Genomic DNA, 24,039 nt, shown 5'->3' with positions numbered 1-24,039 from the left:
GGCGTTTCATTGACGTGGCGCCGGGACTTGGTCCAGCAGTTGTTTAAGCACCTGATCGACCTCCAGCCCATCGATATCCAGTTCCGGGGCAATGCGTACCCGGTGGCGCAACACCGCCAGGGCGCAGCCTTTGATGTCATCCGGGGTGACGAACTCGCCACCGCGCAGCAAGGCCCGGGCCCGCGCGCCGCGAACCAAGGCGATGGAGGCTCGAGGGCCTGCGCCGATGGTCAGGCCTGGCCAACTGCGGGTGGTACGGGCCAGGCGAACGGCGTAGTCGAGTACCTGTTCATCCAGCGCCAGTTCACTGGCGATCTGTTGCAACAGCAGCACATCCTCGGCTTGCAGTACCGTGCGCAGCGGCTGCACGTCGAGCATGTCGGCCCTGGAGGAACGAGTGACTTCGCGCACCATGTCCAGTTCCTGCTGCGCCTCGGGGTAGTCCATGCGTACCTTGAGCATGAAACGATCCAGTTCGGCCTCGGGCAAGGGGTAAGTGCCTTCCTGCTCGATGGGGTTCTGGGTGGCCAATACCATGAACGGTTGGCCGATGGGCAGCGCCTCGCCCTCCAGGGTTACCTGGCGTTCCTGCATGGCTTCAAGCAATGCTGCCTGGGTTTTCGCCGGTGCACGATTGATCTCGTCGGCCAGCAGCAGGTTGGTAAACAACGGCCCCTTGCGCAGCTTGAACTGTTCGGTATGCAGGTCGTACACGGCATGGCCGGTGATGTCACTGGGCATCAGGTCTGGTGTGAACTGGATACGCGCGAACTCACCACCAAAGCAGCGCGCCAGGGCACGCACCAGCAAGGTCTTGCCCAGGCCTGGAACGCCTTCGAGCAATACATGGCCGCCCGCGATCAACGCGGTGAGCACGTCATCAATCACTTGGTCCTGGCCGATGACGGCTTTGCGCAACTCGACGCGCAAGGCCTGGGCCTGTTGGCTGGCGCGCTGGATCGGGTCAGCGGCTGGAAATTCGCTCATAGGGCGTTCCTGAGGGTTTGCAGGCTGGCCACCTGGCGACTGAAATCGGCACTGGAAAGCCGTTTTGCCGGGAGTGGGCCGAGGGCCTGGCGGATGACGAGGGTGGGTTGGCGGGTCAGGCGTTCAAGAACCCGCGCTTGCTCGGCGGTGTCGAGGTGTTCGAACCCGGGATAACGGCGCCTTGCAGTGCGCTGGATGTCGCGCTGCAAGGCTTGCAGCAGGCTGTTCTGGCCACTGCGGCGCAGCAGGAAATCGGCGCTGGCTTTCAAGTGTTCCTGCAGTTGCCGGCGAGCCTTGGAGGCCGGTTGTCGGGTCGGGCCCTGGCGCATACTGGCGTGCCACAACCCCAGAGCAATCAGGGCGACAAGCGCCACCAGGGCCTGGGGGAAGTAGCGCAGCAAAAGGCTGAACAGATCCTCGACATCGGTATTGAACAGCAACGTGACCTGGGTGCCCTGATTCAGGTACCACAGTAGCCAGGCGTTATCGTGCAGGCCAATGGCTGGGGTTTTCCACAGGTCGCTGTCGGTAATGACGGTCACGCGGCCTTGCCCGAGGTTGACCTGCATCAGGTGCGTCGACTTGGCGCTGTTGGCCGAGAATTGCGCCAAGTGCCTGGGGTCGATGAGATTGAAGTCGGTGTCGAAGCTGAAATAGGCCGGGGCCGTTTCGTTGTCCACATACAGCTTGGTCAGGTCCGGCGCCTGGTTTTTTCGCGCGGGTGCTGGCGTGTCGAATGCGTCACTGAAAAATTGGTGTATTTGCACGCGATCCAACAGCAGGTCAGCGCTTTTGCCGGTGTCTTCATCCCACAGCGCTTCGGCCACCAGCAGCAGGTGCCCACCAGCCTTCGTCCACTCCAGCAGCTGGTCAACCTGGCGTGGGCTCATATTGCTGCGCTCGCCCAGCAACAGCAGGCTGTTGCCTTTGGGCGAGAGGCCAGCCAGCCGTTCCAGGCTGTTGGCGTGCTGCACCGTCAGGCCTTGCTGGCGCAGAAAATGCTCTGCCGCGAGATAAGGGTTGGCCAGCGCTTGCGGTGAAGGGCCGCGATCCACGACTTCCTGATAGGGAATAGCCTTGTGCCAGGCATAAAAGCCGCCGGCGGCGAGCAAACAGGCCAGCAGCAGCCCGACCCACAGTGAGGGCCGGTTCATGGTGTGGCACCCGAGCCAAACAGCGCTCGCCAGGCAGTGCAAAGCTGTTGTTGCGCCATGGCTGGCGGCAGGCGATGGCCATAGGCAAGATTTTGCCAATGACGAGTGAGTTCGTCGCTGAACGCCAGCAACGACGGCTGCTGCAGTTGACGAATACGCTCCCGGACCTGGGCTTCAGTGTCGGCATTTTTGAGTGGCAGGTTGAAGTCGTGCAGCAGGCGGTTGAGCAAGCCACGGTAGAGCAGGCCAAGGGCTTCCCGGGGCTGGGTGGCCCAAAGCAGCTCGGCGGTGCCTGCGACGTCTTCCGGCAAAGTGTCTGCGCCAAGTTCGAGGCCGAACAGCTGCGATGGCGCGGGCCTGGCAGGCTTGGCCTTGCGCGGGCTGCGTCGGCTGACAAACGCATGCAGCCAGTCACGATAACGCCAGAGCACCAGCGCCAGGCCAACGGTCAGCAACCCCCATAGCAGTACTTCCAGCCCCTTGGCGATATGCTTGAACGAATCGCTGTCGAGGTTTTTCAGCAATGCTTCGAGCCAGGCTGGCAGTCTGGCCTCACCTGTCGGTTTGTTTTTGTCCGCCGATTTGTCTTCGCCAAAGCGGTAACGGGTGACGGTCTCGGGGTTCTTGAACGGTGGCTGCTGCAGCAGCGTCTTGATCGACTGATTGGCCGCTTGGGTACTCAGGGGCTTTTTAGGAGCCGGTTCATCGGCCCATGCCGATGGGAACGCCGGCACCAGCACGAGCCCGATCAATAGCAACATGGCCGGCGCTACACCACTCAAGCGCTGGCGCAGTCGACGGAATACCAACTCCAGGTCCCAGGCTTCCAGCACGGTGCGGCGGTTCAAGTACAGGCTGAAACCACAGGCGACATAAATAGGCTCCCAGAACACCAGGATCACAGCATAGAAGGCATTGGTCAGGTGCTCCAGCCATAGCCAGTCTTGCCCGGCGCTCAGTATGAGGTGTTGCCAATCCCAGTCTTGCTCGACCTGTTCGGGCAGGAAAAAATAGAACACCACCATCAGCCCGGCCCACAGGGCCAGTTCCAGGTGCACCCCGATCAACGTCAACCAGCGCGCAGCGCCGGCGTTGTGCTGTTGCAGCACGCCAAGGCGTTGTTGGCGTGCCTGGCCTTGCAGGCCTTCGAGCTGGACTACCGGCATCAAGAAACTGCGGCTCAAGCTGAAGCGCCGCCAGGTCAGGCTGGCCAGCAATTGGCCCTTGAGCAGGCGTGGCCATTGGCGCAGGGCCTGCTTGAGGCTGGGGGTTTCGCCGAACAAGGCCTTGGACAGGATATACAGTGGCAGGCGGTCGAATGCTGGCTTCAACCACCAGAACAGCAACAGCGCGGTGGAGGGATGGTTCCACAGCAGCGCACTGAACAGGGCGAAGACCGGCAAGCTCACGATTGCCCAACTGCTCCACAGCAGCCGCCGATGTTCGCGGGCCAGCAGGATGCCGAGGTCCATGGCTTCCCAGGCATTGCGCGGGCGGATCACGACGCTGGCATCACTCAGGCGCATGGCGGTTGCGTCCGGCAAACAGCAGGTAGGCGGCCATCAGCAGCCACAGTGCGGCGCCCACCAGGTATTTGATCCAGGGGGCCACGGCGGTGGTAGAGGACCAGTACGCCTCGATGAATGCGGCGATGAGCAGGAACACCATCACACCACAAATCATCTGCACGCTTATACGCGCGGCCAAGCGCAGGGATTCGCCTCTTGTCAGTTGCCCCGGCGCAATCAGTGCCCACCCCAACTGCAGGCCCGCCGCGCCAGCCAGGGCGATAGCGCTGAGTTCGAAGGCACCATGGCCAATCACGAATGACCAGAAGGTCTGGCCGTAGCCGATCTGGGTCAGGTGCCCGGCGACGGCGCCAATCATCAGGCCGTTGAAGAACAGGAAAAACACGCTGCCCAGGCCAAACAGCAGGCCGGCGGCAAAGGTCTGGAAGGCGATCCCGATGTTATGCATGACGTAGTAGCCAAACATCATCCAGTCTTCGCTGGAAGCGCGTTCGGCTGCCCGGCCCAGGCGGCTGGCATCGGGGTCGTACATGCCCTGCATCTCGGCTATTTGTCGGGGGCTGACGATGCTGTAGATCAGCTCGGGAAACAGGTACACCAGCAGCGCGATACCGACCAGGCTGCCGAAGAACAGCAAGCTCGCCGCCAGCACGAATCGCCATTGCGCGCGAACCAGCCTGGGGAAGCCGGCCAATAGAAAACCCAGCACGTTTGCACCCAACCGGCTGTGGTGGCGATACAGCTGTTGGTGGCCCCGCAAGGCAAGTTGTTGCAGTGGGTCAACCAGATAGCTGCTGTAGCCGCGCTCCTGGGCCAGGGCCAGGTGTTGGCACAACTGCCGGTATTGATGGGGGAAGTCGGCAAAGTCAGTGTGTTTGGCTTTGCCTTTTTCCAGCTGTGCCAGTTGTATGGCAAAGGCTTGCCATTGTGGTTGGTGACGGCTTTCGAAAAGGCTCTGCTTCATGCTGGCCCCAACAATCCGCGGGCGACACCGTTCAGTTCTGCCACGGCGCGGGCAGGGGAGACTTGCAGGGGCGCGGCCAGGATCGCGGCCAGTTCATTGGCCCGTTCGGTGGACAACTCACCCTGGCGTTCGGCGAAGCTGAGAATCGCCCGCTGTTCGTTCAGCTCAAGGGCGAACGGCAGGCGCAGCGGCGGGGCTTGCGGTACTTGCGGTCGGGAAAGCGTTTGTTCTCGATAGATCACCAGTGTTCCGGCCGCCAGGTCGCCCAGGCGCTTGAAGTTGGGGTGTTGCAGGCAACTGATGGCCCCGAGGAAATAGCCTATGGGCAGCATGTCGACAAAACGCAGCAGGTTGCGGATGAGAGACGCGGACCAGCCGATGGGCGTGCCGTCGTCGTGCACCACCCGCAGGCCCATGATCTGCTTGCCGGGCGAGCAGCCTTGGTTGAGTACCTCGAACAGCACCATGTACCACCAACTGACGAGAAACAGCAGCAGTGAACCCAGGCCAACGCCCAGGTTGCCAAGAAAGGCCAGGGCGATGAACAGGATGCCCAGGATAAGGCCGCGCAACCCCAGGTCTAAGGCAAATGCCAGTGAACGCACCAGCAACCCGGCCGGGCGCAGCGGCAGGTCGATGCCCTCCGGGGTTTCGATCTGGTAGCGGGTGTCCAATGGCGCAGGTGGCATCGCGGTCCTTGGCAGTGCAGAGCTGGCGCACGGGCGGCAGCGGCTGGGTTGGAAAGACGGATGCTAGCAGTGTCGACGCTGGAAGCAACCACTCAACGATTTACTGAATGTTTGTACAGTACAGACAGCGCTGGCCCCCGGTGCCTTCCAGCGCCTAGACTTTGTCGGTCTTCAGCACAGGAATAGCCCGTGACCACCATTTTCTGGTACGACTATGAAACCACCGGCATCAACCCGCGTACCGACCGCCCACTGCAAGTGGCCGGCATTCGTACCGACCTTGAGCTCAACGAGGTAGGGCCGCCGGTCAATCTTTATTGCCAGCCCAGCGACGATATCCTGCCGCATCCGGCGGCGTGCGCGATTACCGGCATCACGCCTGGCGTGCTGGCGGAAAAGGGCTTGGCCGAAGCCGACTTCATGACCCGGGTGCACACCGAACTGGCCGCCCCAGGCACGTGTGGCGCCGGCTACAACACCTTGCGTTTTGACGACGAGATGACGCGCTACAGTTTGTATCGCAACTTTTTTGACCCCTATGCACGGGAGTGGCAAGGCGGCAACAGTCGCTGGGACTTGATCGATGTGGTGCGCACCGCCTACGCCTTGCGCCCGGACGGGATCGTCTGGCCGCAACAAGACGGACGCGTCACCCTCAAGCTTGAGCGATTGACGGCTGCCAATGGCATCGACCATGGGCAGGCCCACGACGCGTTGTCCGATGTGCGCGCCACCATCGCCCTGGCCCGGCTGGTCCGTGAGAAACAACCCAAGCTCTATGACTGGCTGTTCCAGTTGCGCAGCAAACAACGGGTGATGGACCAGGTGCGTCTGTTGCAGCCGATGGTGCATATCTCCGGCCGCTTTGCTGCCGAGCGTCATTACCTGGGCGTGGTATTGCCGTTGGCGTGGCACCCGCGCAATCGCAACGCATTGATCGTTTGTGACTTGGGGCTCGACCCCCGGGGTTTACTGGACGAAGACGCCGAAACCTTGCGTCGGCGCCTCTACACCCGGCGCGATGATCTTGCCGAAGGTGAGTTGCCGGTACCGCTCAAATTGCTGCATATCAATCGCTGCCCGGTGGTCGCGCCGTTAAGTGTGCTTCGTGTTCAAGACCGCGAGCGCCTGCAACTGGACATGGATGAGTATGCGGCACGTGCCCTGCGGCTAAGCGACGCACAGGAACTATGGCGCGATAAATTAGCGGCGATTTATGCCGAGGAAGATTTTGCGTCGAGCGCCGATCCGGAGCAGCAGCTATACGATGGTTTTATCGGTGATCGCGATCGACGTTTATGTGAACAAGTGAGAGTCGCTGAGCCTGAGCAACTAGCGCGCCAGCAATGGCCTTTTGATGATGAGCGTTTGCCGGAATTATTATTTCGCTATCGCGCCCGTAACTTTCCCGACACCCTGAATAACGAGGAGCAACAGCGCTGGAGAGTTTTCTGTCAGCAACGTTTGACCGACCCGCAATGGGGCGCGCCAAACACCCTTGGAGGGTTTAAACAGGCGCATTTTGAATTGGCTGTTAGTGCTACACCGTTTCAGCGGCAGGTGCTTGATGAGTGGCAGGGATATGTTGATTCCTTAGCAACTCGAATGGGGCTGTAATCGGTCCCTCGTAAAATTCAGACAATAAAAAACGCCAGCAAGCTGGCGTTTTTTATTGCGTTGCGTATCGCGCAGCGTCCTGACGAAGCTTAACCCAGCAGGGTAGCCCAGCCTTCAACCACGTCGCCGCCCCACTTGGCTTTCCACTCTTTCAGCGTCTTGTGGTTGCCACCTTTGGTTTCAATCACTTCGCCGTTGTGCGGGTTTTTGTATTGTTTAACCTTGCGTGCACGCTTGGTGCCGGTAGTTTTTACAGCGCCACGGGGTGCCTTAACTTTCGACTCTGGATCCAGCAGCGCGATGATGTCACGCAGGGATTTGGAGTACTCACCCATCAGGGTGCGCAATTTGCCTTCGAATTCCAGCTCGGTTTGCAGTTTGTCGTCTTGGGACAGGTTCTTCAAACGGGCTTGCAGCTCTTTGATCGCTTCTTCGGTGGCACGGTATTCGTTGATCAGGGACATGAGGACTACCTTATGTAGGGCGCTGGGGTGAAAGGGGATAGTGGCCCAATAATAGTCAGACAGTTTGCCCAAGTAAACATTTAAGGCCGCATTTATGTAATTTACTTTGGTAGTTTATGGCAAAAGCGTGGAATTGAGTTAATTAGTAAGGGTTAAGCCCTATAGATACTCTCGTTAAGTCTTGGCTAACTGCCCGAGTCTATGGCGTTGCGCACATAGAGTGGGTAAAACCTTACGGTATTAAGGGACGCCGCCGACGCTCGCGATCAGAATAAGCGTTGAGGAATACTGCAGTTTTTCTGCGCAATCGCTAGAATGGCGGCCTTTGCGAAGTTCTGGAGTTCCCCCCTAATGCGCACTTTTCGGCTGGTGATTGCTTGCCCGGACCGGGTTGGCATCGTTGCCAAGGTCAGTAACTTTCTGGCTTCCCACAACGGCTGGATCACCGAAGCGAGCCATCACTCGGACAATCTCAGCGGTTGGTTTTTCATGCGTCACGAAATTCGTGCCGACACGCTGCCCTTTGGCCTGGAAGCTTTTCGTGAGGCATTTACGCCGATCGCTGAAGAGTTTTCGATGACCTGGCGCATCACCGACACGGAACAGAAAAAACGCGTGGTGCTGATGGCCAGCCGCGAGTCCCACTGCCTGGCCGACCTGCTGCACCGCTGGCACAGCGATGAACTGGACTGCGAGATCTCTTGTGTGATTTCCAACCACGACGACCTGCGCAGCATGGTTGAGTGGCACGGCATCCCGTTCTACCACGTCCCGGTCAACCCGCAGGACAAGGAGCCGGCATTCGCCGAAGTCTCGCGCCTGGTCAAGCACCACGACGCGGACGTCGTGGTGCTGGCGCGCTACATGCAAATCCTGCCGCCGGCACTGTGCAGTGAATACGCGGGCAAGGTGATTAACATTCACCACAGTTTCCTGCCGTCGTTTGTGGGTGCCAAGCCGTATCACCAAGCGTCTTTGCGTGGCGTCAAGCTGATCGGTGCAACGTGCCACTATGTCACTGAAGAGCTGGACGCAGGTCCTATCATCGAGCAGGACGTGGTGCGCGTCAGTCATAGCGACAGCATTGAAGACATGGTCCGCTTTGGCCGTGATGTCGAGAAAATGGTGCTGGCGCGTGGCCTGCGCTATCACCTGGAAGACCGCGTATTGGTGCACGGCAACAAGACCGTCGTGTTCTGATCGACCTGTTCCAGTTGAACAATAAGGGGCCTGGGCGTTAAATCGCTGCAGGCCCTTTTTCATTCAGGAGGATCGGACAATGACTGATCCGCGCGATAAAGCCACTTCCCGAGCACCCGCTACTTTGGGCGAGGGGTGTTTGAGTCGTTATGACCCGGACGCTCTGGATGCTCAAGACGGTACCGACTTCCCGGGTGCCGCCCTTTTGTGGGCGCAGTTGCAGGAGCAGGATGAGCCGCCGGCGCTGCCTGAATCAGACGCTTGAGCAACGGTTTGCCCAGCATCAACAGGAAGACCGGGCCGCCCGCCAGCAGGTAAAAGTAATACGTCACGGCCCTCCAGATCAGGATCGCAGCCGCTGCGGTCGATTTGCCCACCATCGGTGCCAGTAATGCCGCCGACGTCAGTTCTGCCGCCCCGGCACCTCCGGGCAGCAGGCTGAACTGGCCAGCAGTCAATGCCAGCATCTGGATCAGGAAACTCCAGGCCCATTGCACATTCGCTCCCAAACCGCGCAATGCCAGGTACAGGACGCTGTAGCGCAAGCTCCAGTGCACGCAGGTCAGCAAAAATACCAGCACCAGGGTGTGCCATGGCAACTTCAGGGTCTCGGTGAAGGCCGCGAGAAAACGCAGCCATTTGCGCGCCCAGCGGCGGCGGGTAGCGGCCCGCACCTTCAAAGTCTTGAGCACAAACTCCGTAAGGCGAAGCAATCGGCGGTGAAGGCGCGCCAGTAGCAGGCAACTGATCAGCCCGCCGACCATCGATACCGCACTGAGCCCCAACAGCCATTCGAGTTTGGGGTTGAGCGTATGGAACAGCGCATATACGGCGATCCCGATCAATGCGCAGAGAAAGAACAACAAGTCGCTCAACTGGTCCATGGCAAACACTGCACTGCCACGGGCCGGACGCACGCCATTGCGCGCGAGCAAGGCCATCAGCGTCAATGGGCCACCGCTGCCACCGGGTGTTGCGCACATGGCAAATTCGGTGGACATCACCAGCCCCAGGCTTTTTATCCGGCCCAGTTGCCCGAGATGGTTCCCCAACAGCAGACGGATACGCAGGGTGTTTACCAGCCAGCACAGCACAATCATGCCGAACATCAGCAACAGCAGTTGCAAGGGGAATTGCTGCAAGCGTGCGCCGGTTTCACCGCCGCCCAGCCTCAAGGGAATAGCCAATGCTGCCAGCAACGCCACCGCCAACCAGATCAGCCGGTTCATGGCTGCGTGGCCAGCCAGGCGTGTTTGGTTTGCGGGATACGTCCTTCATCGATCAGCCGCCGTAGGATATCGAACCAATATTGACGTGAAAAATCGTGGCGCATGTCCACCGGGTGCAGGCCGAGACGAATCACCGGAGCCGATTGCCAGCGCTGCGCGCGACGGTTGCTGAGGACTTTCGACACGCCCCGGCGCCAGGCGCTTCGGGCACTCCACACCAGCCCCGGGGCCTTGATCGCGGTGAAGTCGGGAAGCCGATAAAAATGTTGCGGGTCACTGGTATAGGTCAGGGGCAACTGGCGCAAGGCTTGGCGGGTGCCGCAGCTCATCAGCCAGGCCGGGGCGACGAAGCCATGAAGGGGCCAGTCGTGGCGTTGGAACAGTTCGATCCCGTCTGCCAATCGGGACAGGGCCTGGTCTTCGGCCAGTCGGTAGAACTCTCCTTCATGGGTATAGATTCGACGCATGAACCAGTCTTTCGGCGTGCGCGGAGCCGGTTGATCATCGCAATGGTAGTAGCCGTGCAACGTCAGTTCATCGCCCCTCGCAACGCGGCTGTCCAGCAGCCGTCGGAAATCATCATGGCGGTCGAGTGAGTTGCGGTGGTGAAAGTCCGGCACCACTAACCAGGTAACAGGCACGTTACCCAACGCATCGACCGCCTCGACGAACGGACGGTAATCGGCCCAGGTTTGTGGTGCCACGTCATGCAGCACCAATATCACTGAGCGCCTAGCCATGGGCGAGCATCGGTGGGTGCGCCCCAAGCACGGCCTGATAATGCCCCAGCAGGCTGTCGACCACGGCGTCCCAGGCGTAGTGCTGTTCGACGTGGCGCCGGGCCTGTTCGCCCATGTGCTGGCTATTGGTACTGAACAGTTCGTGCACTGCATTGGCCATGGCGCGGGGATTGTTCGGCGCGCACAGCAGGCCGCAGTGCTCGTCGACGATTTCTGTGAAGGCACCGGCGGCTACGGCGATCACCGGCAGGCCACAGGCCATGGCTTCAAGAATCACCAGGCCAAAGGTTTCCTGGTCGCCGCCGTGGAGCAGGGCGTCGGAACTGGCCATCAGCCGGGCGACATGGGCCGCCGGACGGAAACCGTCGACCACCGTGACATTGTCCGGCAACGTCACCGGCATGCCGGAACCCACCAGCAGCAGGTGGTAGCCGTTCCCCAAACGCTTCATGCAGTTGAGCAGCACTGGCAGGTTTTTCTCCCTTGAGCCGCGTCCGGCAAAGATCAGCAGGCGTGTGTCTTGGCTGATGCCCAGCTCGGCGCGCAACCCCGGGTCCCGTGCCGCCGGGGTAAAGGTTTGCAGGTCGACGCCCAGTGGCTGGACATAGACATTTTTTACCCCCAGGCCGATCAACTTGTCGGCCATCACCTGGCTGGGCGCCAACACCCGGTCAAAATTCCCATAGAGTTTGCTGACATAGGCTTCAACGTTCGGGGTGAACCAGTTGCCCATTCGATTGCTCACCAACAGTGGCAAGTCGGAGTGATAGAAACCAATGACCGGCACATCCAGTTGGCGCCGGGCATCCAGTGCCGCCCAGGCAGTCAGGTAAGGGTCGCCGACCTCGATCAGATCAGGCTGTAAATCGTGCAGGACGTTTCGCCAAGGCGCCAGCCGCAACGGGAAGCGATAGCCTTTGCCGAAGGGCAGGGCGGGTGCCGGGACTTTGAATATGCCGTCCTGCTCGCTTAAGTGCGCGCCCGGGATCAACAGGCTGTGGCGAATTCCGGGCCTGAGTGCCAGGCGGCGGTGCTTGGCATCCAGGTAGGTGCGCACGCCGCCGCTGGCCGGGGCGTAGAACATGGTTATGTCCGCGATATGCACGATGAACATCCCTCCGATCCATTGCTCTCCTTACCGTGGACCTTGGGCAAGGAGAGATGTTCGGTTGGGTTTGCGTGCTGTCAGATCCGGAAACTGCCGACCAATTGTTTCAACCGGGCCGCTTGCTGCTCCAGGTCCGAACAGGCCCGCAAGGTGGATTGCAGGTTTTCCACGCCTTCCTGGTTGAGAGTGTTGATTTCAGTGATGTCCATGTTGATCGACTCCACCACCGAGGTCTGTTCCTCGGTAGCGGTGGCGACCGACTGGTTCATCCCGTCAATCTCGCCGATGCGCTGGGTCACGCTGTTCAGGCGTTCACCCGCCAGGTTGGCGATTTCCACGCTGTCTTGGCTGTGGCGTTGGCTTTCGCTCATGGTGCTGACCGAATCCCGGGCGCCGACTTGCAGCTCCTCGATCATCTTCTGCACTTGCTGCGCCGACTCTTGGGTGCGGTGCGCCAGGTTGCGCACTTCATCGGCCACTACCGCGAACCCGCGCCCGGCTTCCCCGGCCCGCGCTGCTTCAATCGCCGCGTTGAGGGCCAGCAGGTTGGTTTGCTGGGAAATGCTGGTGATCACTTCCAGAATCTGCCCGATGTTCACCGTCTTGCTATTGAGCGCTTCGATATTGGTGCTGGAAGCGCTGATCATCTGCGACAACTGGTTCATTGCCTGGATATTGCGCTCGACCACCTGCTGACCGTCTTCGGCCAGGTGCCGGGCATCGCTGGCCTGGCTGGAGGCTTGCGCGGCGTTGCGGGCGATTTCCTGGGCGGCGGCTCCCAGTTCGTTGATGGCGGCCGCGACGCTGTTGGTGCGGTTGGCCTGCTCGTCGGAGTTGACCATCGAGGAGTTGGAGGCGCTGACCACCCGCAGGGCCACTTCGTTGACCTGCTCGGTGGCCGAGGACACTTCGCGAATCGAGGTATGAATCCGCTCTACGAAGCGATTGAACGCGCTTCCCAGCACACCGAATTCGTCATGGTTCTGGATGGTCAGGCGGCGGGTCAGGTCGCCCTCGCCGTCGGCGATGTCTTGCATGGCGCGGGTCATGACGTGCAGCGGCTGCAGGAGGATGCGGATCAGCATGCCGAGCAGGGCGATGATGATGACCACCGCGATGCTCGTAGCGATAATTGCCGAGGTGCGGAATTCGCTGAGCATGGCGAAGGATTTGTCTTTATCCACCGACAGGCCGAGGTACCAGTTTACCGAGGGCAGGCCCTTGATAGGGGTAAAGGTAACGATTCGGGTTTTGCCGTTTACCTCGACTTCGCTGACATCGCTGCTGATTCTTGGGGTGCTGTTCGGATAGACATCGGCCAGGGTTTTCATCACCAGGTTTTTGTCCGGGTGCACCAGCACTTTGCCGTCGGCGCTGACCAGGAAGGCGTAGCCCATGCCGCCGAAGTTCAGGGCGCCGATGTTGTCTACCAGGGTTTGCAGGCTCAGGTCTCCGCCCACCACGCCGACGCTCTGGCCCGCTTTGCTGCTGGGAGTGGCGATGGAAATGATCAACTGGCCGGTGGCCGCATCAATGTAGGGTTCGGTCAGGGTTGAGCCGTTGCTGCCTTGTGCGCCTTTGTACCAGGGGCGCACACGTGGGTCGAAGCCATCGGGCATCTTGGTGTCGGGGCGGATGACGAAGCCGCCTTTGCTGTCGCCCAGGTACGTGGCCATGAATGAAGACGTCAGGGCCTTCTGTTCCAGCAGGTTGGCGACGCTGGTTGAGTCCGGGTTAATGGCGATGTTTTGCGCGGCGCTTTCGATCAGCACAATACGCCCGGCGAGCCAGGTCTGGATGTTGCTGGCGGTGACATCGCCCATTTCATGCAGGTAGTTGTTCAGGTCGTCGCGAATCGCATTACGCTGCAGGTAATCGTTGTAGAGGGTAAACAACGCAAAGGCGGCAATGACGATAAGCGCGGCGGCAAGCAGGATTTTATGGCTGAAACGCAGATTTTTATTCATGGCTTGTGGGGTCCGCTATGGTCTTAATATCCGATGCGCGTCCTTTTGAGGCGCGCAAAATGGCTGCGTCAAAAAAAGTGTGATATTTCCATCTGCTCCTGCAGGAATTATCCGGCCCGTTTTTTCTAAGACTTTTTGGGTCTCTCGCTTTGACTGTATCGACCATGCGCCACTAAAGATTAACCATGGGTGACAAAATGCCTGACTCTTCGCAACTCATTATTGGTGCCGATCTTCAAGGCCAGCCGATTGCCCAGTCGATGCGCCTGGCCAACCGCCATGGCCTGATCGCGGGCGCCACCGGTACTGGCAAAACCGTCACCTTGCAGCGCCTGGCGGAGGCGTTCAGCGATGCCGGCGTTGCGGTATTCGCCGCCGACATCAAAGGCGACCTGTGTGGCCTGGGCGCGGCGGCCAACCCTCAGGGCAAGGTTGCCGAGCGGATTGCCGGCATGCCTTTCCTTAATTACACGCCCAAGGCTTACCCGGTGACGCTGTGGGATATCCACGGGCAGTCTGGTCATCCGTTGCGTACCACCATGAGTGAAATGGGCCCGCTGTTGCTCGGCAGCCTGTTGGAACTCACCGACAGCCAGCAATCGGCCCTCTACGCCGCTTTTAAAGTGGCCGACCGCGAAGGCCTGTTGCTGCTGGACCTCAAGGATCTGAAGGCACTGCTCAATCATTTGCGCTACCACCCGGAGTTGTTGGGGGAGGACGCGGCGTTGATGACTACCGGTTCCAGCCAGGCCTTGTTGCGGCGCCTGGCGGTACTGGAGCAGCAGGGTGCCGAAGCATTGTTCGGCGAGCCGGCCCTGCAACTGGAAGATATCCTGCAGCCGGCCAGTGACGGGCGCGGGCGCATACATCTATTGGACGCCAGCCGCCTGGTGCATGAGGCGCCGAAGGTGTACGCGACCTTCCTGCTGTGGCTGTTGGCCGAGCTGTTCGAGCAATTGCCCGAGCGCGGTGATGCCGACAAACCGCTGTTGGCGCTGTTTTTCGATGAGGCGCATTTGTTGTTCGCCGATACTCCAAAGGCTTTGCAGGATCGCCTGGAACAAGTGGTTCGGCTGATTCGCTCGAAAGGGGTCGGCGTGTATTTCGTCACCCAGTCTCCAGGAGACTTGCCGGACACGGTGCTGGCGCAACTGGGCTTGCGTATCCAGCATGGCCTGCGGGCGTTCACCACTAAAGAGCAGAAGTCGCTGCGTGCAGTGGCCGATGGCTTCCGTCCCAACCCGGCGTTTGATGCGCTGGCGGTGCTGACTGAGTTGGGTACGGGTGAGGCGTTGGTGGGAACCTTGCAGGAAAAGGGGACGCCTGAAGTAGTCCAGCGCGTACTGGTGGCACCGCCGCAATCGCGGATCGGGCCGTTGAGTGAAGCCGAACGGGCGGGGTTGATTGCCAGTTCGCCGCTGCTTGGGCGCTATGACAAACCGGTTGATCGGGAGTCGGCGTACGAAATATTGATGGCGCGCAAGGAACTGGGACCGCAAGCGCCAGCGACGCCCACCGCCGAAGAGCCGAGCTTCACCGACAAGGCCGGCGCGTTCCTTGGCACTACGGCAGGCAAAGCGCTGAAATCTGCGATGCAGCAGGCGGCCAATCAGATGGGCCGGCAATTGGTGCGCGGATTACTGGGGTCGTTGCTGGGCGGCAGCAAGCGTAAATAACGATGGGATCAAATCTGGGAGCGGGTCTCAGGTTTTAGGTTTGGCGTGAGCGGCCAGCCGCTCCAGCGCAGCGCGCAAGTTTGGGTCGGTAATCCCGTCCGCGGTGGCCTGGATGGTTTCGGCCGCCACTTCAGACAAATCCATGGTATGGCCCACTGCACCTTGCTGCACGGTGGGTGGCTGCACCTTGAACTGGATGCGCGTCAGGCTGGCGAACTCATCGAAGGCCATCAATTGGCGCTGCAAGCGCTTTTGCTGATAGCGCAGGCGTGTCGCCCAATGGCCGTCGGTGACGATCAGCAGCAGGTTGCCTTCACGCCACGAAGCCACATGACAGTGTTCGCGGGCGGCAGGTTGCAGTTGGCTTTCTACCAGGCGCTGCAAATGACCAAGGCGTTGCGCATGGCCGAAGATGGCTTTTAAAGGCTTGGCTTCGCGAAGCAACACGGCGGGAGCACGGGCCGTAAGAGGGCGAAATGCCATGACTAGACACCTTAAGTAACAGAGGGGCCATGGTAGCAGAAAGCGCCTGGGTCGCCGCCGCCATTGCATTGCCGGCAGTTTATCCATTAAATCAATGGGTAACTTATTGCCCGGACGGGTTGAAGTTCAGCAAAAAGCCCTTATTTTAAACAAGCCCTCTTAGAGCGCCGTGCCTGCATCGTGGAATAACGCCACTTTCCTCACCCACGTTTCCGGGTAGAATGCTCGTTCGCATGCGGCCGTGAGGGCTGCTCGGGCGACTCACGGGGCGCCCTCCATCCCTATGTGTGGAAGAACCTGCCGATATGTTTGCGCCTTTGTTAAAGAAACTTTTTGGAAGCAAGAATGAGCGCGAAGTCAAACGCATGCTCAAGACGGTGCAGCTGGTCAATGCCTTCGAAGAGCAGATGGTTGCCCTTTCGGACGAGCAATTGCGCGCCAAGACCGAAGAGTTCAAGGCCCGCATAGCCAAAGGTGAAACCCTCGACAAGCTGCTTCCCGAAGCCTTTGCGGTCGCCCGCGAAGCCGGTAAGCGTGTCATGGGCATGCGCCACTTCGACGTTCAGTTGATCGGCGGCATGACCTTGCATGAAGGCATGATTGCCGAAATGCGTACCGGTGAAGGCAAGACCCTGGTGGCAACCCTGGGTGTTTACCTCAATGCACTGTCCGGCAAGGGCGTGCACGTTGTGACGGTGAACGACTACCTGGCCCGTCGGGATGCCAACTGGATGCGTCCGCTCTATGAATTCCTCGGCCTGACCGTCGGCGTTGTCACGCCGTTCCAGCCGCCGGAAGAGAAGCGCCTCGCCTACGCTGCCGACATCACTTACGGCACCAACAACGAATTCGGTTTCGACTACCTGCGCGACAACATGGCGTTCAGCATGGAAGAAAAATTCCAGCGCGAACTCAATTTTGCCGTGATCGACGAAGTCGACTCCATCCTGATCGACGAAGCCCGTACCCCGTTGATCATTTCCGGCCAAGCCGAGGACAGCTCGCGCCTGTACACCGAGATCAACAAGCTGATCCCGCGCCTTGAGCAACACATCGAGGAAGTGGAAGGCGTGGTGACCAAAGAAGGTCATTACACCATCGACGAGAAGACCCGCCAGGTCGAGCTCAACGAAGCCGGTCACCAGTTCGTCGAAGACATGCTGACCCAGATCGGGCTGCTGGCTGAAGGCGAGAGCCTGTACTCGGCGCACAACCTGGGCTTGTTGACCCATGTGTACGCCGGCCTGCGCGCGCACAAGCTGTTCCATCGCAACGTCGAATACATCGTGCAGGACGGCCAGGTCGTACTGGTCGACGAACACACCGGGCGTACCATGCCGGGTCGCCGTTTGTCGGAAGGCCTGCATCAGGCGATCGAAGCCAAGGAAGTCCTGAACATCCAGGCAGAAAGCCAGACCCTGGCCTCGACCACCTTCCAGAACTACTTCCGCCTGTACAACAAACTGTCCGGCATGACCGGTACAGCCGACACCGAAGCATTCGAATTCCACCAGATCTACGGTCTGTCGGTGATGGTTATCCCGCCGAACAAGCCGCTGGCGCGTAAAGACTTCAACGACCTGGTGTTCCTGACCGCCGACGAGAAATACGCGGCCATCGTCGCCGACATCAAGGAGTGCATGACCCAGGGCCGTCCGGTGCTGGTCGGTACGGCCACCATCGAAACTTCCGAGCACATGTCCAGCTTGCTGAACAAGGAAGGCATCGAGCACAAGGTCCTCAACGCCAAGTTCCACGAAAAAGAAGCCGAGATCATTGCCCAGGCCGGTCGCCCAGGCGCACTGACCATCGCCACCAACATGGCCGGTCGTGGTACCGACATCCTGTTGGGCGGTAACTGGGAAGTGGAAGTCGCCTCCCTCGACAACCCGACGCCTGAGCAGATCGCGCAGATCAAGGCCGACTGGCAGAAGCGTCACCAGCAAGTGCTGGAGTCCGGCGGCTTGCAGGTGATCGCGTCCGAGCGCCACGAATCGCGCCGTATCGACAACCAGCTGCGCGGCCGCGCCGGTCGTCAGGGTGACGCCGGTTCCAGCCGTTTCTACCTGTCTCTCGAAGACAGCCTGATGCGTATCTTCGCCTCGGATCGGGTGAAGAACTTCATGAAGGCTCTGGGCATGCAGTCCGGTGAAGCCATTGAGCACCGCATGGTGACCAACGCCATCGAGAAGGCCCAGCGCAAGGTAGAAGGCCGCAACTTCGACATTCGTAAGCAACTGCTCGAGTTCGATGACGTCAACAACGAACAGCGTAAAGTGATTTATCACATGCGTAACACGTTGCTGGCGGCCACCAACATTGGCGAAACCATTGCCGACTTCCGCCAGGATGTACTGAACGCAACCGTCAGCGCGCATATCCCGCCACAGTCCCTGCCTGAGCAGTGGGATGTTGCCGGCCTGGAAGCGGCGTTGAAGAGCGACTTCGGTGTCGACTTGCCGGTCCAGCAATGGCTCGACGAAGACGACCATCTGTACGAAGAAACCCTGCGCGAGAAGCTCATGACCGAGCTGCTGGCCGCGTACAACGAGAAAGAAGAGCAGGCGAGTGCCGAAGCACTGCGCACCTTCGAGAAGCAAATCGTACTGCGTGTGCTGGACGATCTGTGGAAAGACCACCTGTCGACCATGGACCACCTGCGTCACGGCATCCACTTGCGTGGCTACGCCCAGAAGAACCCGAAGCAGGAGTACAAGCGCGAGTCGTTCACGCTGTTCTCCGAGTTGCTGGATTCGATCAAGCGCGATTCGATTCGCGTGCTGTCCCACGTTCAGGTGCGTCGCGAAGACCCGGTCGAGGAAGAAGCTCGCCTGCGCCAGGAAGCCGAGGCACTGGCTGCGCGCATGCAGTTCCAGCATGACGAGGCCCCAGGCCTTGAAGCGCCGGAAGTGCTGGGTGAGGAAGTCGATGTAGCCTTGGCCCAGACGCCAGTGCGCAACGACCAGAAGCTGGGTCGCAATGAACTGTGCTGGTGCGGTTCGGGCAAGAAGTTCAAACACTGCCACGGTGAAATCAACTAAGATTTTCCCCTGACGTGCAACACCCCGCGCCGCGACCGGCATCAGCCGTCGCGGCGTTTTGCCATTAGTTCACCGTCGATGGCGACGGAGCACACATCACCTATTTTAAGGAGCGCATTCATGGCTGTTGGTCTTGGTCCTTTGCCCACGTTGCACCCGGTTGCCGGTTTTGAACTTGGTATTGCTTCGGCCGGCATCAAACGCCCGGGGCGCAAGGATGTGGTGGTGATGCGCTGTGCCGAAGGCTCGACCGTCGCCGGCGTGTTCACCCTGAACGCGTTTTGCGCAGCGCCCGTGATCCTGGCCAAGCAGCGCGTTGAAGGCCCGGTGCGCTACCTGTTGACCAACACCGGCAATGCCAACGCCGGCACCGGCGAGCCTGGCTTGGAGGCGGCTGCGCGCACCTGCGCCAAGCTGGCGCAACTGACCGGCGTTGATGCCAGCCAAGTGCTGCCATACTCCACCGGCGTGATCGGTGAGCCGCTGCCGGTAGAGAAGATCGAAGGCGCGTTGCAAGCCGCACTGGACGACTTGTCGGTGGATAACTGGGCGGCTGCGGCCACCGGCATCATGACCACCGACACCCTGCCCAAAGGCGCGAGCCGCCAGTTTGTGCACGAGGGCGTCACCGTCACCGTCACCGGCATCAGCAAGGGCGCCGGTATGATTCGCCCGAACATGGCGACCATGCTTGGCTATATCGCCACCGACGCCAAAGTGTCCCGCGATGTGCTGCAAAACCTGATGCTCGACGGCGCCAACAAGTCGTTCAACCGCATCACCATCGACGGCGATACCTCGACCAACGATTGCTGCATGTTGATTGCTACCGGCCAGGCCGACCTGCCGGAAATCACCTCTTCCAACGGCCCGTTGTTCGCTGCCTTGAAGCAGGCAGTGTTCGAGGTGTGCATGGACGTGGCCCAGGCCATCGTGCGTGACGGCGAAGGCGCCACCAAGTTTGTGACCGTTGAAGTCAACGGCGGCGGCAATCACCAGGAATGCCTGGATGTGGGCTACACCGTGGCCCACTCTCCACTGATCAAGACCGCGCTGTTTGCCTCCGACCCGAACTGGGGCCGTATCCTGGCCGCTGTTGGTCGTGCTGGTGTACCCAACCTGGACGTGAGCAAGATCGACGTGTTCCTGGGCGACGTGTGTATTGCCAGCCGTGGTGCCCGTGCCGAGACGTACACCGAAGCCCAGGGTTCTGCGGTGATGCAGCAGGAAGAAATCACCATCCGTATCGAGTTGGGTCGCGGTGAATGCAGCGAAACCATCTGGACCACCGACCTGTCCCACGAGTACGTGAAGATCAACGCGGAATACCGCACCTGATACGCAGCCAGGTCGGGTATCACTGTAGGAGCGAGCTTGCTCGCGAAAAACCAGAGGGCACCCCGTTGAGTCGGGGAGCCCGCGTTATCGGTAACGACCTTCGCGAGCAGGTGGGTTTACGTTTAGAGGACAGTGTGGTGAAACGAATTCATGTAGCAGCAGCGGTCATCCGCGGCGTCGACGGCAGGATTCTGCTGGCGCGCCGCGCCGATACCCAGCATCAGGGCGGCCTCTGGGAGTTCCCCGGTGGCAAGGTGGAGGCCGATGAGTCGGTCTCTGCCGCGCTGTCCCGTGAGTTGCAGGAAGAGTTGGGCATCCAGGTCAGGGCGGCTCGCCCGTTGATCAAGGTGCAGCATGATTACCCGGACAAACAGGTATTGCTGGATGTCTGGGAAGTCTCGGCGTTTACCGGCGAACCCCACGGGGCCGAAGGCCAGCCTCTTGAGTGGGTGGCACCGCGAGACCTTTTGAACTATGAGTTTCCGGCGGCCAATGCGCCGATCGTGGCCGCGGCGCGTTTGCCGGCGCAATACCTGATCACCCCCGGCGAGCTGGAAACCCCGGTCCTGTTGCGCGGCATTCAAAAAGCCATCGCTGGCGGCATCAAGCTGGTTCAATTGCGCGCCCCCAACGGTTATGACCCCAAGTACCGCGACCTGGCGGTGGACGCCGTGGGCCTGTGCGCGGGCAAGGCTCAGTTGATGCTCAAGGGGCCGTTTGAATGGCTGGGGGATTTTCCTGCAGCCGGTTGGCACATGACTTCGGCGCAACTGCGCAAGTACGCCAGCAAGGGACGACCTTTGCCCAAGGATCGCTGGTTGGCGGCGTCTTGCCACAATGCTGAGGAATTGGCCTTGGCGCAATTGATGGACGTGGATTTCGTCACGCTGTCGCCGGTGCAGCCGACCCAGACTCATCCAGATGCGCAGCCGTTGGGCTGGGAGCAGGCGCAGCAGTTGATCAGTGGGTTCAGCAAGCCGGTATACCTGCTGGGTGGGGTTGGTCCCCTTGAGCAGGAAAAAACCTGGGAAGCCGGTGCTCAAGGTGTGGCGGGGATTCGGGCGTTCTGGCCTGAGGTTTAAGCATAGCCTTGGCGAGTGGCCAGGGGAGCTGTTGTGGCGAGGGAGCTTGCTCCCGCTGGAGTGCGCAGCGCTCCCGCTTTTTTGGGGCCGCTGCGCAGCCCAGCGGGAGCAAGCTCCCTCGCCACAGGTCTCAATCAGTCAGTGAGCATTAGTGCGGCTTGGCGGCTGCCTGCCACAATATCTCCGCAACGCCCTGGCGCCTGGCAATCACCCTGGCCGTCACAAACAGCAAGTCCGACAGCCGGTTGATATACGCCAACCCCACACCCTCCAACGGTTCCATCGCATTCAGGTGCTGGCACCGACGCTCTGCACTGCGGGCCAGGCTGCGGCACACATGAGCCTGGGCAATCAACGCTGAACCACCCGGCAAAATGAAGTTCTCCAGCGGCCCGACCTCTTCGTTCCAGCGATCAATCGCCGCTTCCAGGCGGTCGACTTCTGCTGCATTCAGCGCCTTATACACCGGCATCGCCAACTCACCGCCCAAATCAAACAGCCGATGCTGGCAAGGGGTAAGCACCTCGATCACATCTTTCAAGGCGGGGTGCTGGCCGCTTTGTTCTTCAAGCCCGGCCAACAACAAACCCAGTTGGCTGTTCAGCGCATCAACTTCACCAATCGCCTCCACCCGTGGATGGTCCTTGGGCACGCGACGACCATCGCCCAGGCCTGTTTCGCCCTTGTCGCCGGTACGGGTGTAAATTTTCGACAGGCGAAAGCCCATGGTTAGCGCTCCAGTTGAGTCAGTTCGTTGGGGGGCATTTGGCTGCTGGCCAAAGGCAGGCGCAAGGTAAAGCAGGTACCTTGGCCTGGAGTGGAGTGCACTTCCATCTGCCCCTTGTGGTTGTTAGTGATGATGAAATATGAAACCGACAACCCAAGCCCGGTGCCCTGGCCGATTTCCTTGGTGGTGAAAAACGGCTCGAAGGTGCGTTTGCGCACGTTCTCGCTCATGCCGATGCCGTTGTCTTCCACCTGGATTTCCGCCCAGGGTGGGTTGAGCCGGGTACGCAGGATAATGCGCCCCGGTTCGCTGTCATTTTCACGCTGGTGAATTGCCTGGGCGGCGTTTTTCAGCAGGTTGAGCAACACTTGCTCCAGCTCGTTGGCGGTACCGGGCACCGGGCCCAGCTGTGGGTCGAACTGGCGAATGATTGCCTGCCCCTTGAAGTCGAAGCCGACGGTGAGGTCGAAATCATTGCCGGCGATTTCCACGGCCTGATCGATCAGCGCGGGTAAGTCGCAGGGCGCCATCTGGCGGTTGCTCAGGCGGCTGAAACTGAGCATGTGGGTGACGATCTTCGCCGCACGGGCGCCGGCCTGCTGGATGCCGTCGAGCAGTTGCGGCACTTCGCGGCTTTGCAGGTAGCGGTTGACGGTGCCCAGTTCAATGCCCACCTGTTCGGCGTGCTCAAGGTTTTTCGGCAGTTCTGGCGACAGGCGACGACGGATGTTCTGCACGTTGTGCAGGATCGCCCCCAGGGGGTTGTTGATTTCGTGGGCCATGCCGGCAGCCAGGCCACCGACCGAGAGCATCTTCTCTGACTGCACCATCATTTCTTCCAGTGACAGGCGCTGGGTGATGTCATCGATCCGGATGACCACGCCGCGCCCGGCGCCGCCCATCAACGGGTAGAAGGTCAGGGCATAGTGCTTGGGCTCGTCATCCTTGATCCAGGTCACCCGCTCGATCCGCTCGACGGTGTGTTGCTCTACCGTGGCCTTGATTTGCGGCAGGAAGGGTTTGAGTGGCTGGAAGGCGAGGAAGATCGGCTGGTTCAACGCCTCATCCAGGCGGGTACCGGAAAGGGCGCTGGCTTCCTGGTTCCACTGGGTGACGTAGAGTTGTTCGTCGAGGGCGATCAATGCCGAGGGCATCGAGTCGATGATGCTGTTGAGGTAGTTCTGGAAACCGGTGAGCTTTTTCTCGATCTTGCTGCGCACCTGGACTTCCAACTCCAGCTTGCGGTTGGTGTGGCGGGTTTCCTCTGCCAGGCCCTGGGCTTGATCGTAGGCCGCCTGAGAGTCGTCCCGGGCGCGCTTGAGTTGCTGCTCGCGGGCTTCGATGCGTGAAAGCATGGTGTTGAAAGCTTCGGCCAGGCTGCCGATTTCGTCGTGGTTGCCGCGACCGGCGCGCAGGGCGTAGTTCTCTTCCCGTGTGACCTGACGCGACAATTCTTCCAGTTCATGGATCGGCCGGGTAATCAGGCGTTTGATCTGCCGGGCAATGACCAGCCACAGCAGCACGCTGAAGATCAGGATGCCCAGGCTGGCGGTTAACGTCCCGGTGTAGAACGCCACCGGCAGTTCGCTGCTGGCCACCAGCAACAAATGCCCGGACGGTTGGCCTGCACGGGGAATGGTGATCACTTGGTTGCTGCGAAACTCGGTGGCGCGCCAGGTTTCGATCTCGCGGTAAGTGTCCGGCAGGTGCAGGCGATTGGCATGTTGCAGCTGGGCCAGGCGCGTGCCTTCGCCGTCATACAAGGCCGCCGCCCGCAACGGCGAGTAACTGGTCAGCTCATCCAGCAGGGTTTGTGCCTTGAGCGGTGAGTCCAGGGCCTCGGCGGCCAGTGACGGGTTGGAGACCAGCCGGCCGATGGCCTGCAAGGCCTGGGGTGCCATGCTTTCCTGGGAGATCCAGTAGGCGGCGCTGATAAAGGTCAGGTTGGCCACCAGCAAGACGGTGGTCAGCAAAACCAGCAGGGCCGCCAGCAGTTTCTGCCCAACCGGTAGATTTTCGAGACGCTGGCGCAGTGGCATCGAAG

Annotated in this window: 19 protein-coding genes and 1 pseudogene; 6 read left to right on the top strand and 14 right to left on the bottom strand. The window is 60.4% G+C overall.

Features of this window, described 5'->3' with window-relative positions; genetic code table 11:
* Nucleotides 1-6: 6 nt before the first annotated feature.
* Genes ACZRN6_RS10780 through ACZRN6_RS10760 form a run of 5 tightly spaced genes read right to left on the bottom strand, consistent with a single transcriptional unit; the run spans nucleotide 7 to nucleotide 5,323 of the window.
* Nucleotides 7-987, bottom strand: coding sequence for an AAA family ATPase (locus ACZRN6_RS10780; RefSeq protein WP_464007921.1), 981 nt, complete (start codon nucleotides 985-987; stop codon nucleotides 7-9).
* Complete coding sequence (locus ACZRN6_RS10775; RefSeq protein WP_464007920.1) at nucleotides 984-2,141, bottom strand: DUF4350 domain-containing protein; 1,158 nt, start codon at nucleotides 2,139-2,141, stop codon at nucleotides 984-986. Before ACZRN6_RS10775 ends, ACZRN6_RS10780 begins: the two co-directional genes overlap by 4 nt.
* Nucleotides 2,138-3,667 (bottom strand): DUF4129 domain-containing protein, encoded by a 1,530-nt coding sequence (locus ACZRN6_RS10770; RefSeq protein ID WP_464007919.1) that lies wholly within the window; start codon nucleotides 3,665-3,667, stop codon nucleotides 2,138-2,140. The genes ACZRN6_RS10775 and ACZRN6_RS10770 overlap by 4 nt, the downstream gene beginning before the upstream one ends.
* Complete coding sequence (locus ACZRN6_RS10765; protein WP_464007918.1) at nucleotides 3,654-4,634, bottom strand: stage II sporulation protein M; 981 nt, start codon at nucleotides 4,632-4,634, stop codon at nucleotides 3,654-3,656. The genes ACZRN6_RS10770 and ACZRN6_RS10765 overlap by 14 nt, the downstream gene beginning before the upstream one ends.
* Nucleotides 4,631-5,323, bottom strand: coding sequence for an RDD family protein (locus ACZRN6_RS10760; RefSeq protein ID WP_322143477.1), 693 nt, complete (start codon nucleotides 5,321-5,323; stop codon nucleotides 4,631-4,633). The genes ACZRN6_RS10765 and ACZRN6_RS10760 overlap by 4 nt, the downstream gene beginning before the upstream one ends.
* Before the next feature lie 189 nt (nucleotides 5,324-5,512).
* On the opposite strand from ACZRN6_RS10760, the gene sbcB reads away from it, so the two are divergent.
* Nucleotides 5,513-6,940 (top strand): exodeoxyribonuclease I, encoded by a 1,428-nt coding sequence (gene sbcB, locus ACZRN6_RS10755; RefSeq protein ID WP_322143478.1) that lies wholly within the window; start codon nucleotides 5,513-5,515, stop codon nucleotides 6,938-6,940.
* 89 nt (nucleotides 6,941-7,029) lie between these two features.
* Here sbcB and mvaT read toward each other — a convergent pair whose 3' ends face one another.
* Nucleotides 7,030-7,404: a histone-like nucleoid-structuring protein MvaT gene (gene mvaT, locus ACZRN6_RS10750; RefSeq protein ID WP_005790963.1), complete on the bottom strand. Its 375-nt coding sequence runs from the start codon at nucleotides 7,402-7,404 to the stop codon at nucleotides 7,030-7,032.
* A 351-nt stretch (nucleotides 7,405-7,755) separates the two neighbouring features.
* On the opposite strand from mvaT, the gene purU reads away from it, so the two are divergent.
* A complete protein-coding gene (purU, locus tag ACZRN6_RS10745; protein WP_464007917.1) occupies nucleotides 7,756-8,604 on the top strand; it encodes a formyltetrahydrofolate deformylase in 849 nt (282 codons plus the stop codon).
* 119 nt (nucleotides 8,605-8,723) lie between these two features.
* Here purU and ACZRN6_RS10740 read toward each other — a convergent pair whose 3' ends face one another.
* From ACZRN6_RS10740 to ACZRN6_RS10720, 5 genes and pseudogenes are all read right to left on the bottom strand, one after another.
* Nucleotides 8,724-9,833 (bottom strand): lysylphosphatidylglycerol synthase transmembrane domain-containing protein, encoded by a 1,110-nt coding sequence (locus tag ACZRN6_RS10740; protein ID WP_464007916.1) that lies wholly within the window; start codon nucleotides 9,831-9,833, stop codon nucleotides 8,724-8,726.
* Nucleotides 9,830-10,573, bottom strand: coding sequence for a DUF2334 domain-containing protein (locus ACZRN6_RS10735; protein ID WP_464007915.1), 744 nt, complete (start codon nucleotides 10,571-10,573; stop codon nucleotides 9,830-9,832). Before ACZRN6_RS10735 ends, ACZRN6_RS10740 begins: the two co-directional genes overlap by 4 nt.
* Nucleotides 10,566-11,687 (bottom strand): glycosyltransferase family 4 protein, encoded by a 1,122-nt coding sequence (locus tag ACZRN6_RS10730; RefSeq protein ID WP_464007914.1) that lies wholly within the window; start codon nucleotides 11,685-11,687, stop codon nucleotides 10,566-10,568. Before ACZRN6_RS10730 ends, ACZRN6_RS10735 begins: the two co-directional genes overlap by 8 nt.
* 71 nt (nucleotides 11,688-11,758) lie before the next feature.
* Nucleotides 11,759-12,523 carry a methyl-accepting chemotaxis protein gene (locus ACZRN6_RS10725; RefSeq protein ID WP_416152109.1) on the bottom strand — a complete coding sequence of 255 codons (765 nt, stop codon included), beginning with the start codon at nucleotides 12,521-12,523 and terminating at the stop codon, nucleotides 11,759-11,761.
* 93 nt (nucleotides 12,524-12,616) lie between these two features.
* Nucleotides 12,617-13,648, bottom strand: a pseudogene (locus ACZRN6_RS10720) (HAMP domain-containing protein); the annotation flags it as partial.
* Between the two features lie 197 nt (nucleotides 13,649-13,845).
* Between ACZRN6_RS10720 and ACZRN6_RS10715 the strand changes: the two are divergent.
* Nucleotides 13,846-15,324: a helicase HerA-like domain-containing protein gene (locus ACZRN6_RS10715; protein WP_464007913.1), complete on the top strand. Its 1,479-nt coding sequence runs from the start codon at nucleotides 13,846-13,848 to the stop codon at nucleotides 15,322-15,324.
* Between the two features lie 27 nt (nucleotides 15,325-15,351).
* On the opposite strand, the gene ACZRN6_RS10710 is transcribed toward ACZRN6_RS10715, so the two are convergent.
* On the bottom strand, nucleotides 15,352-15,807 hold the full coding sequence (locus ACZRN6_RS10710; protein WP_322143485.1) for a DUF721 domain-containing protein: 456 nt from the start codon (nucleotides 15,805-15,807) through the stop codon (nucleotides 15,352-15,354).
* Nucleotides 15,808-16,112: 305 nt separating this feature from the next.
* Here ACZRN6_RS10710 and secA point away from each other — a divergent pair, with 305 nt between their 5' ends.
* The 3 genes from secA to ACZRN6_RS10695 all read left to right on the top strand — a co-directional run bounded on the left by secA (nucleotide 16,113) and on the right by ACZRN6_RS10695 (nucleotide 21,268).
* Complete coding sequence (gene secA, locus ACZRN6_RS10705; RefSeq protein ID WP_322143486.1) at nucleotides 16,113-18,848, top strand: preprotein translocase subunit SecA; 2,736 nt, start codon at nucleotides 16,113-16,115, stop codon at nucleotides 18,846-18,848.
* Between the two features lie 120 nt (nucleotides 18,849-18,968).
* Complete coding sequence (gene argJ / locus ACZRN6_RS10700) at nucleotides 18,969-20,186, top strand: bifunctional glutamate N-acetyltransferase/amino-acid acetyltransferase ArgJ (protein WP_322143487.1); 1,218 nt, start codon at nucleotides 18,969-18,971, stop codon at nucleotides 20,184-20,186.
* Between the two features lie 137 nt (nucleotides 20,187-20,323).
* Entirely contained in the window at nucleotides 20,324-21,268 is a 945-nt protein-coding gene (locus tag ACZRN6_RS10695) for a Nudix family hydrolase (protein ID WP_464007912.1), read from the top strand.
* A gap of 148 nt (nucleotides 21,269-21,416) precedes the next feature.
* Here the strand turns inward: ACZRN6_RS10695 and ACZRN6_RS10690 are convergent, their stop codons facing one another.
* Nucleotides 21,417-21,995 (bottom strand): cob(I)yrinic acid a,c-diamide adenosyltransferase, encoded by a 579-nt coding sequence (locus ACZRN6_RS10690; protein ID WP_464007911.1) that lies wholly within the window; start codon nucleotides 21,993-21,995, stop codon nucleotides 21,417-21,419.
* Between the two features lie 2 nt (nucleotides 21,996-21,997).
* Nucleotides 21,998-24,034 (bottom strand): sensor histidine kinase, encoded by a 2,037-nt coding sequence (locus ACZRN6_RS10685; RefSeq protein ID WP_322143490.1) that lies wholly within the window; start codon nucleotides 24,032-24,034, stop codon nucleotides 21,998-22,000.
* Nucleotides 24,035-24,039: the final 5 nt, after the last annotated feature.

Source organism: Pseudomonas sp. A125 (assembly GCF_055409485.1).
This window is presented reverse-complemented; position numbering and strand designations above follow the sequence as displayed.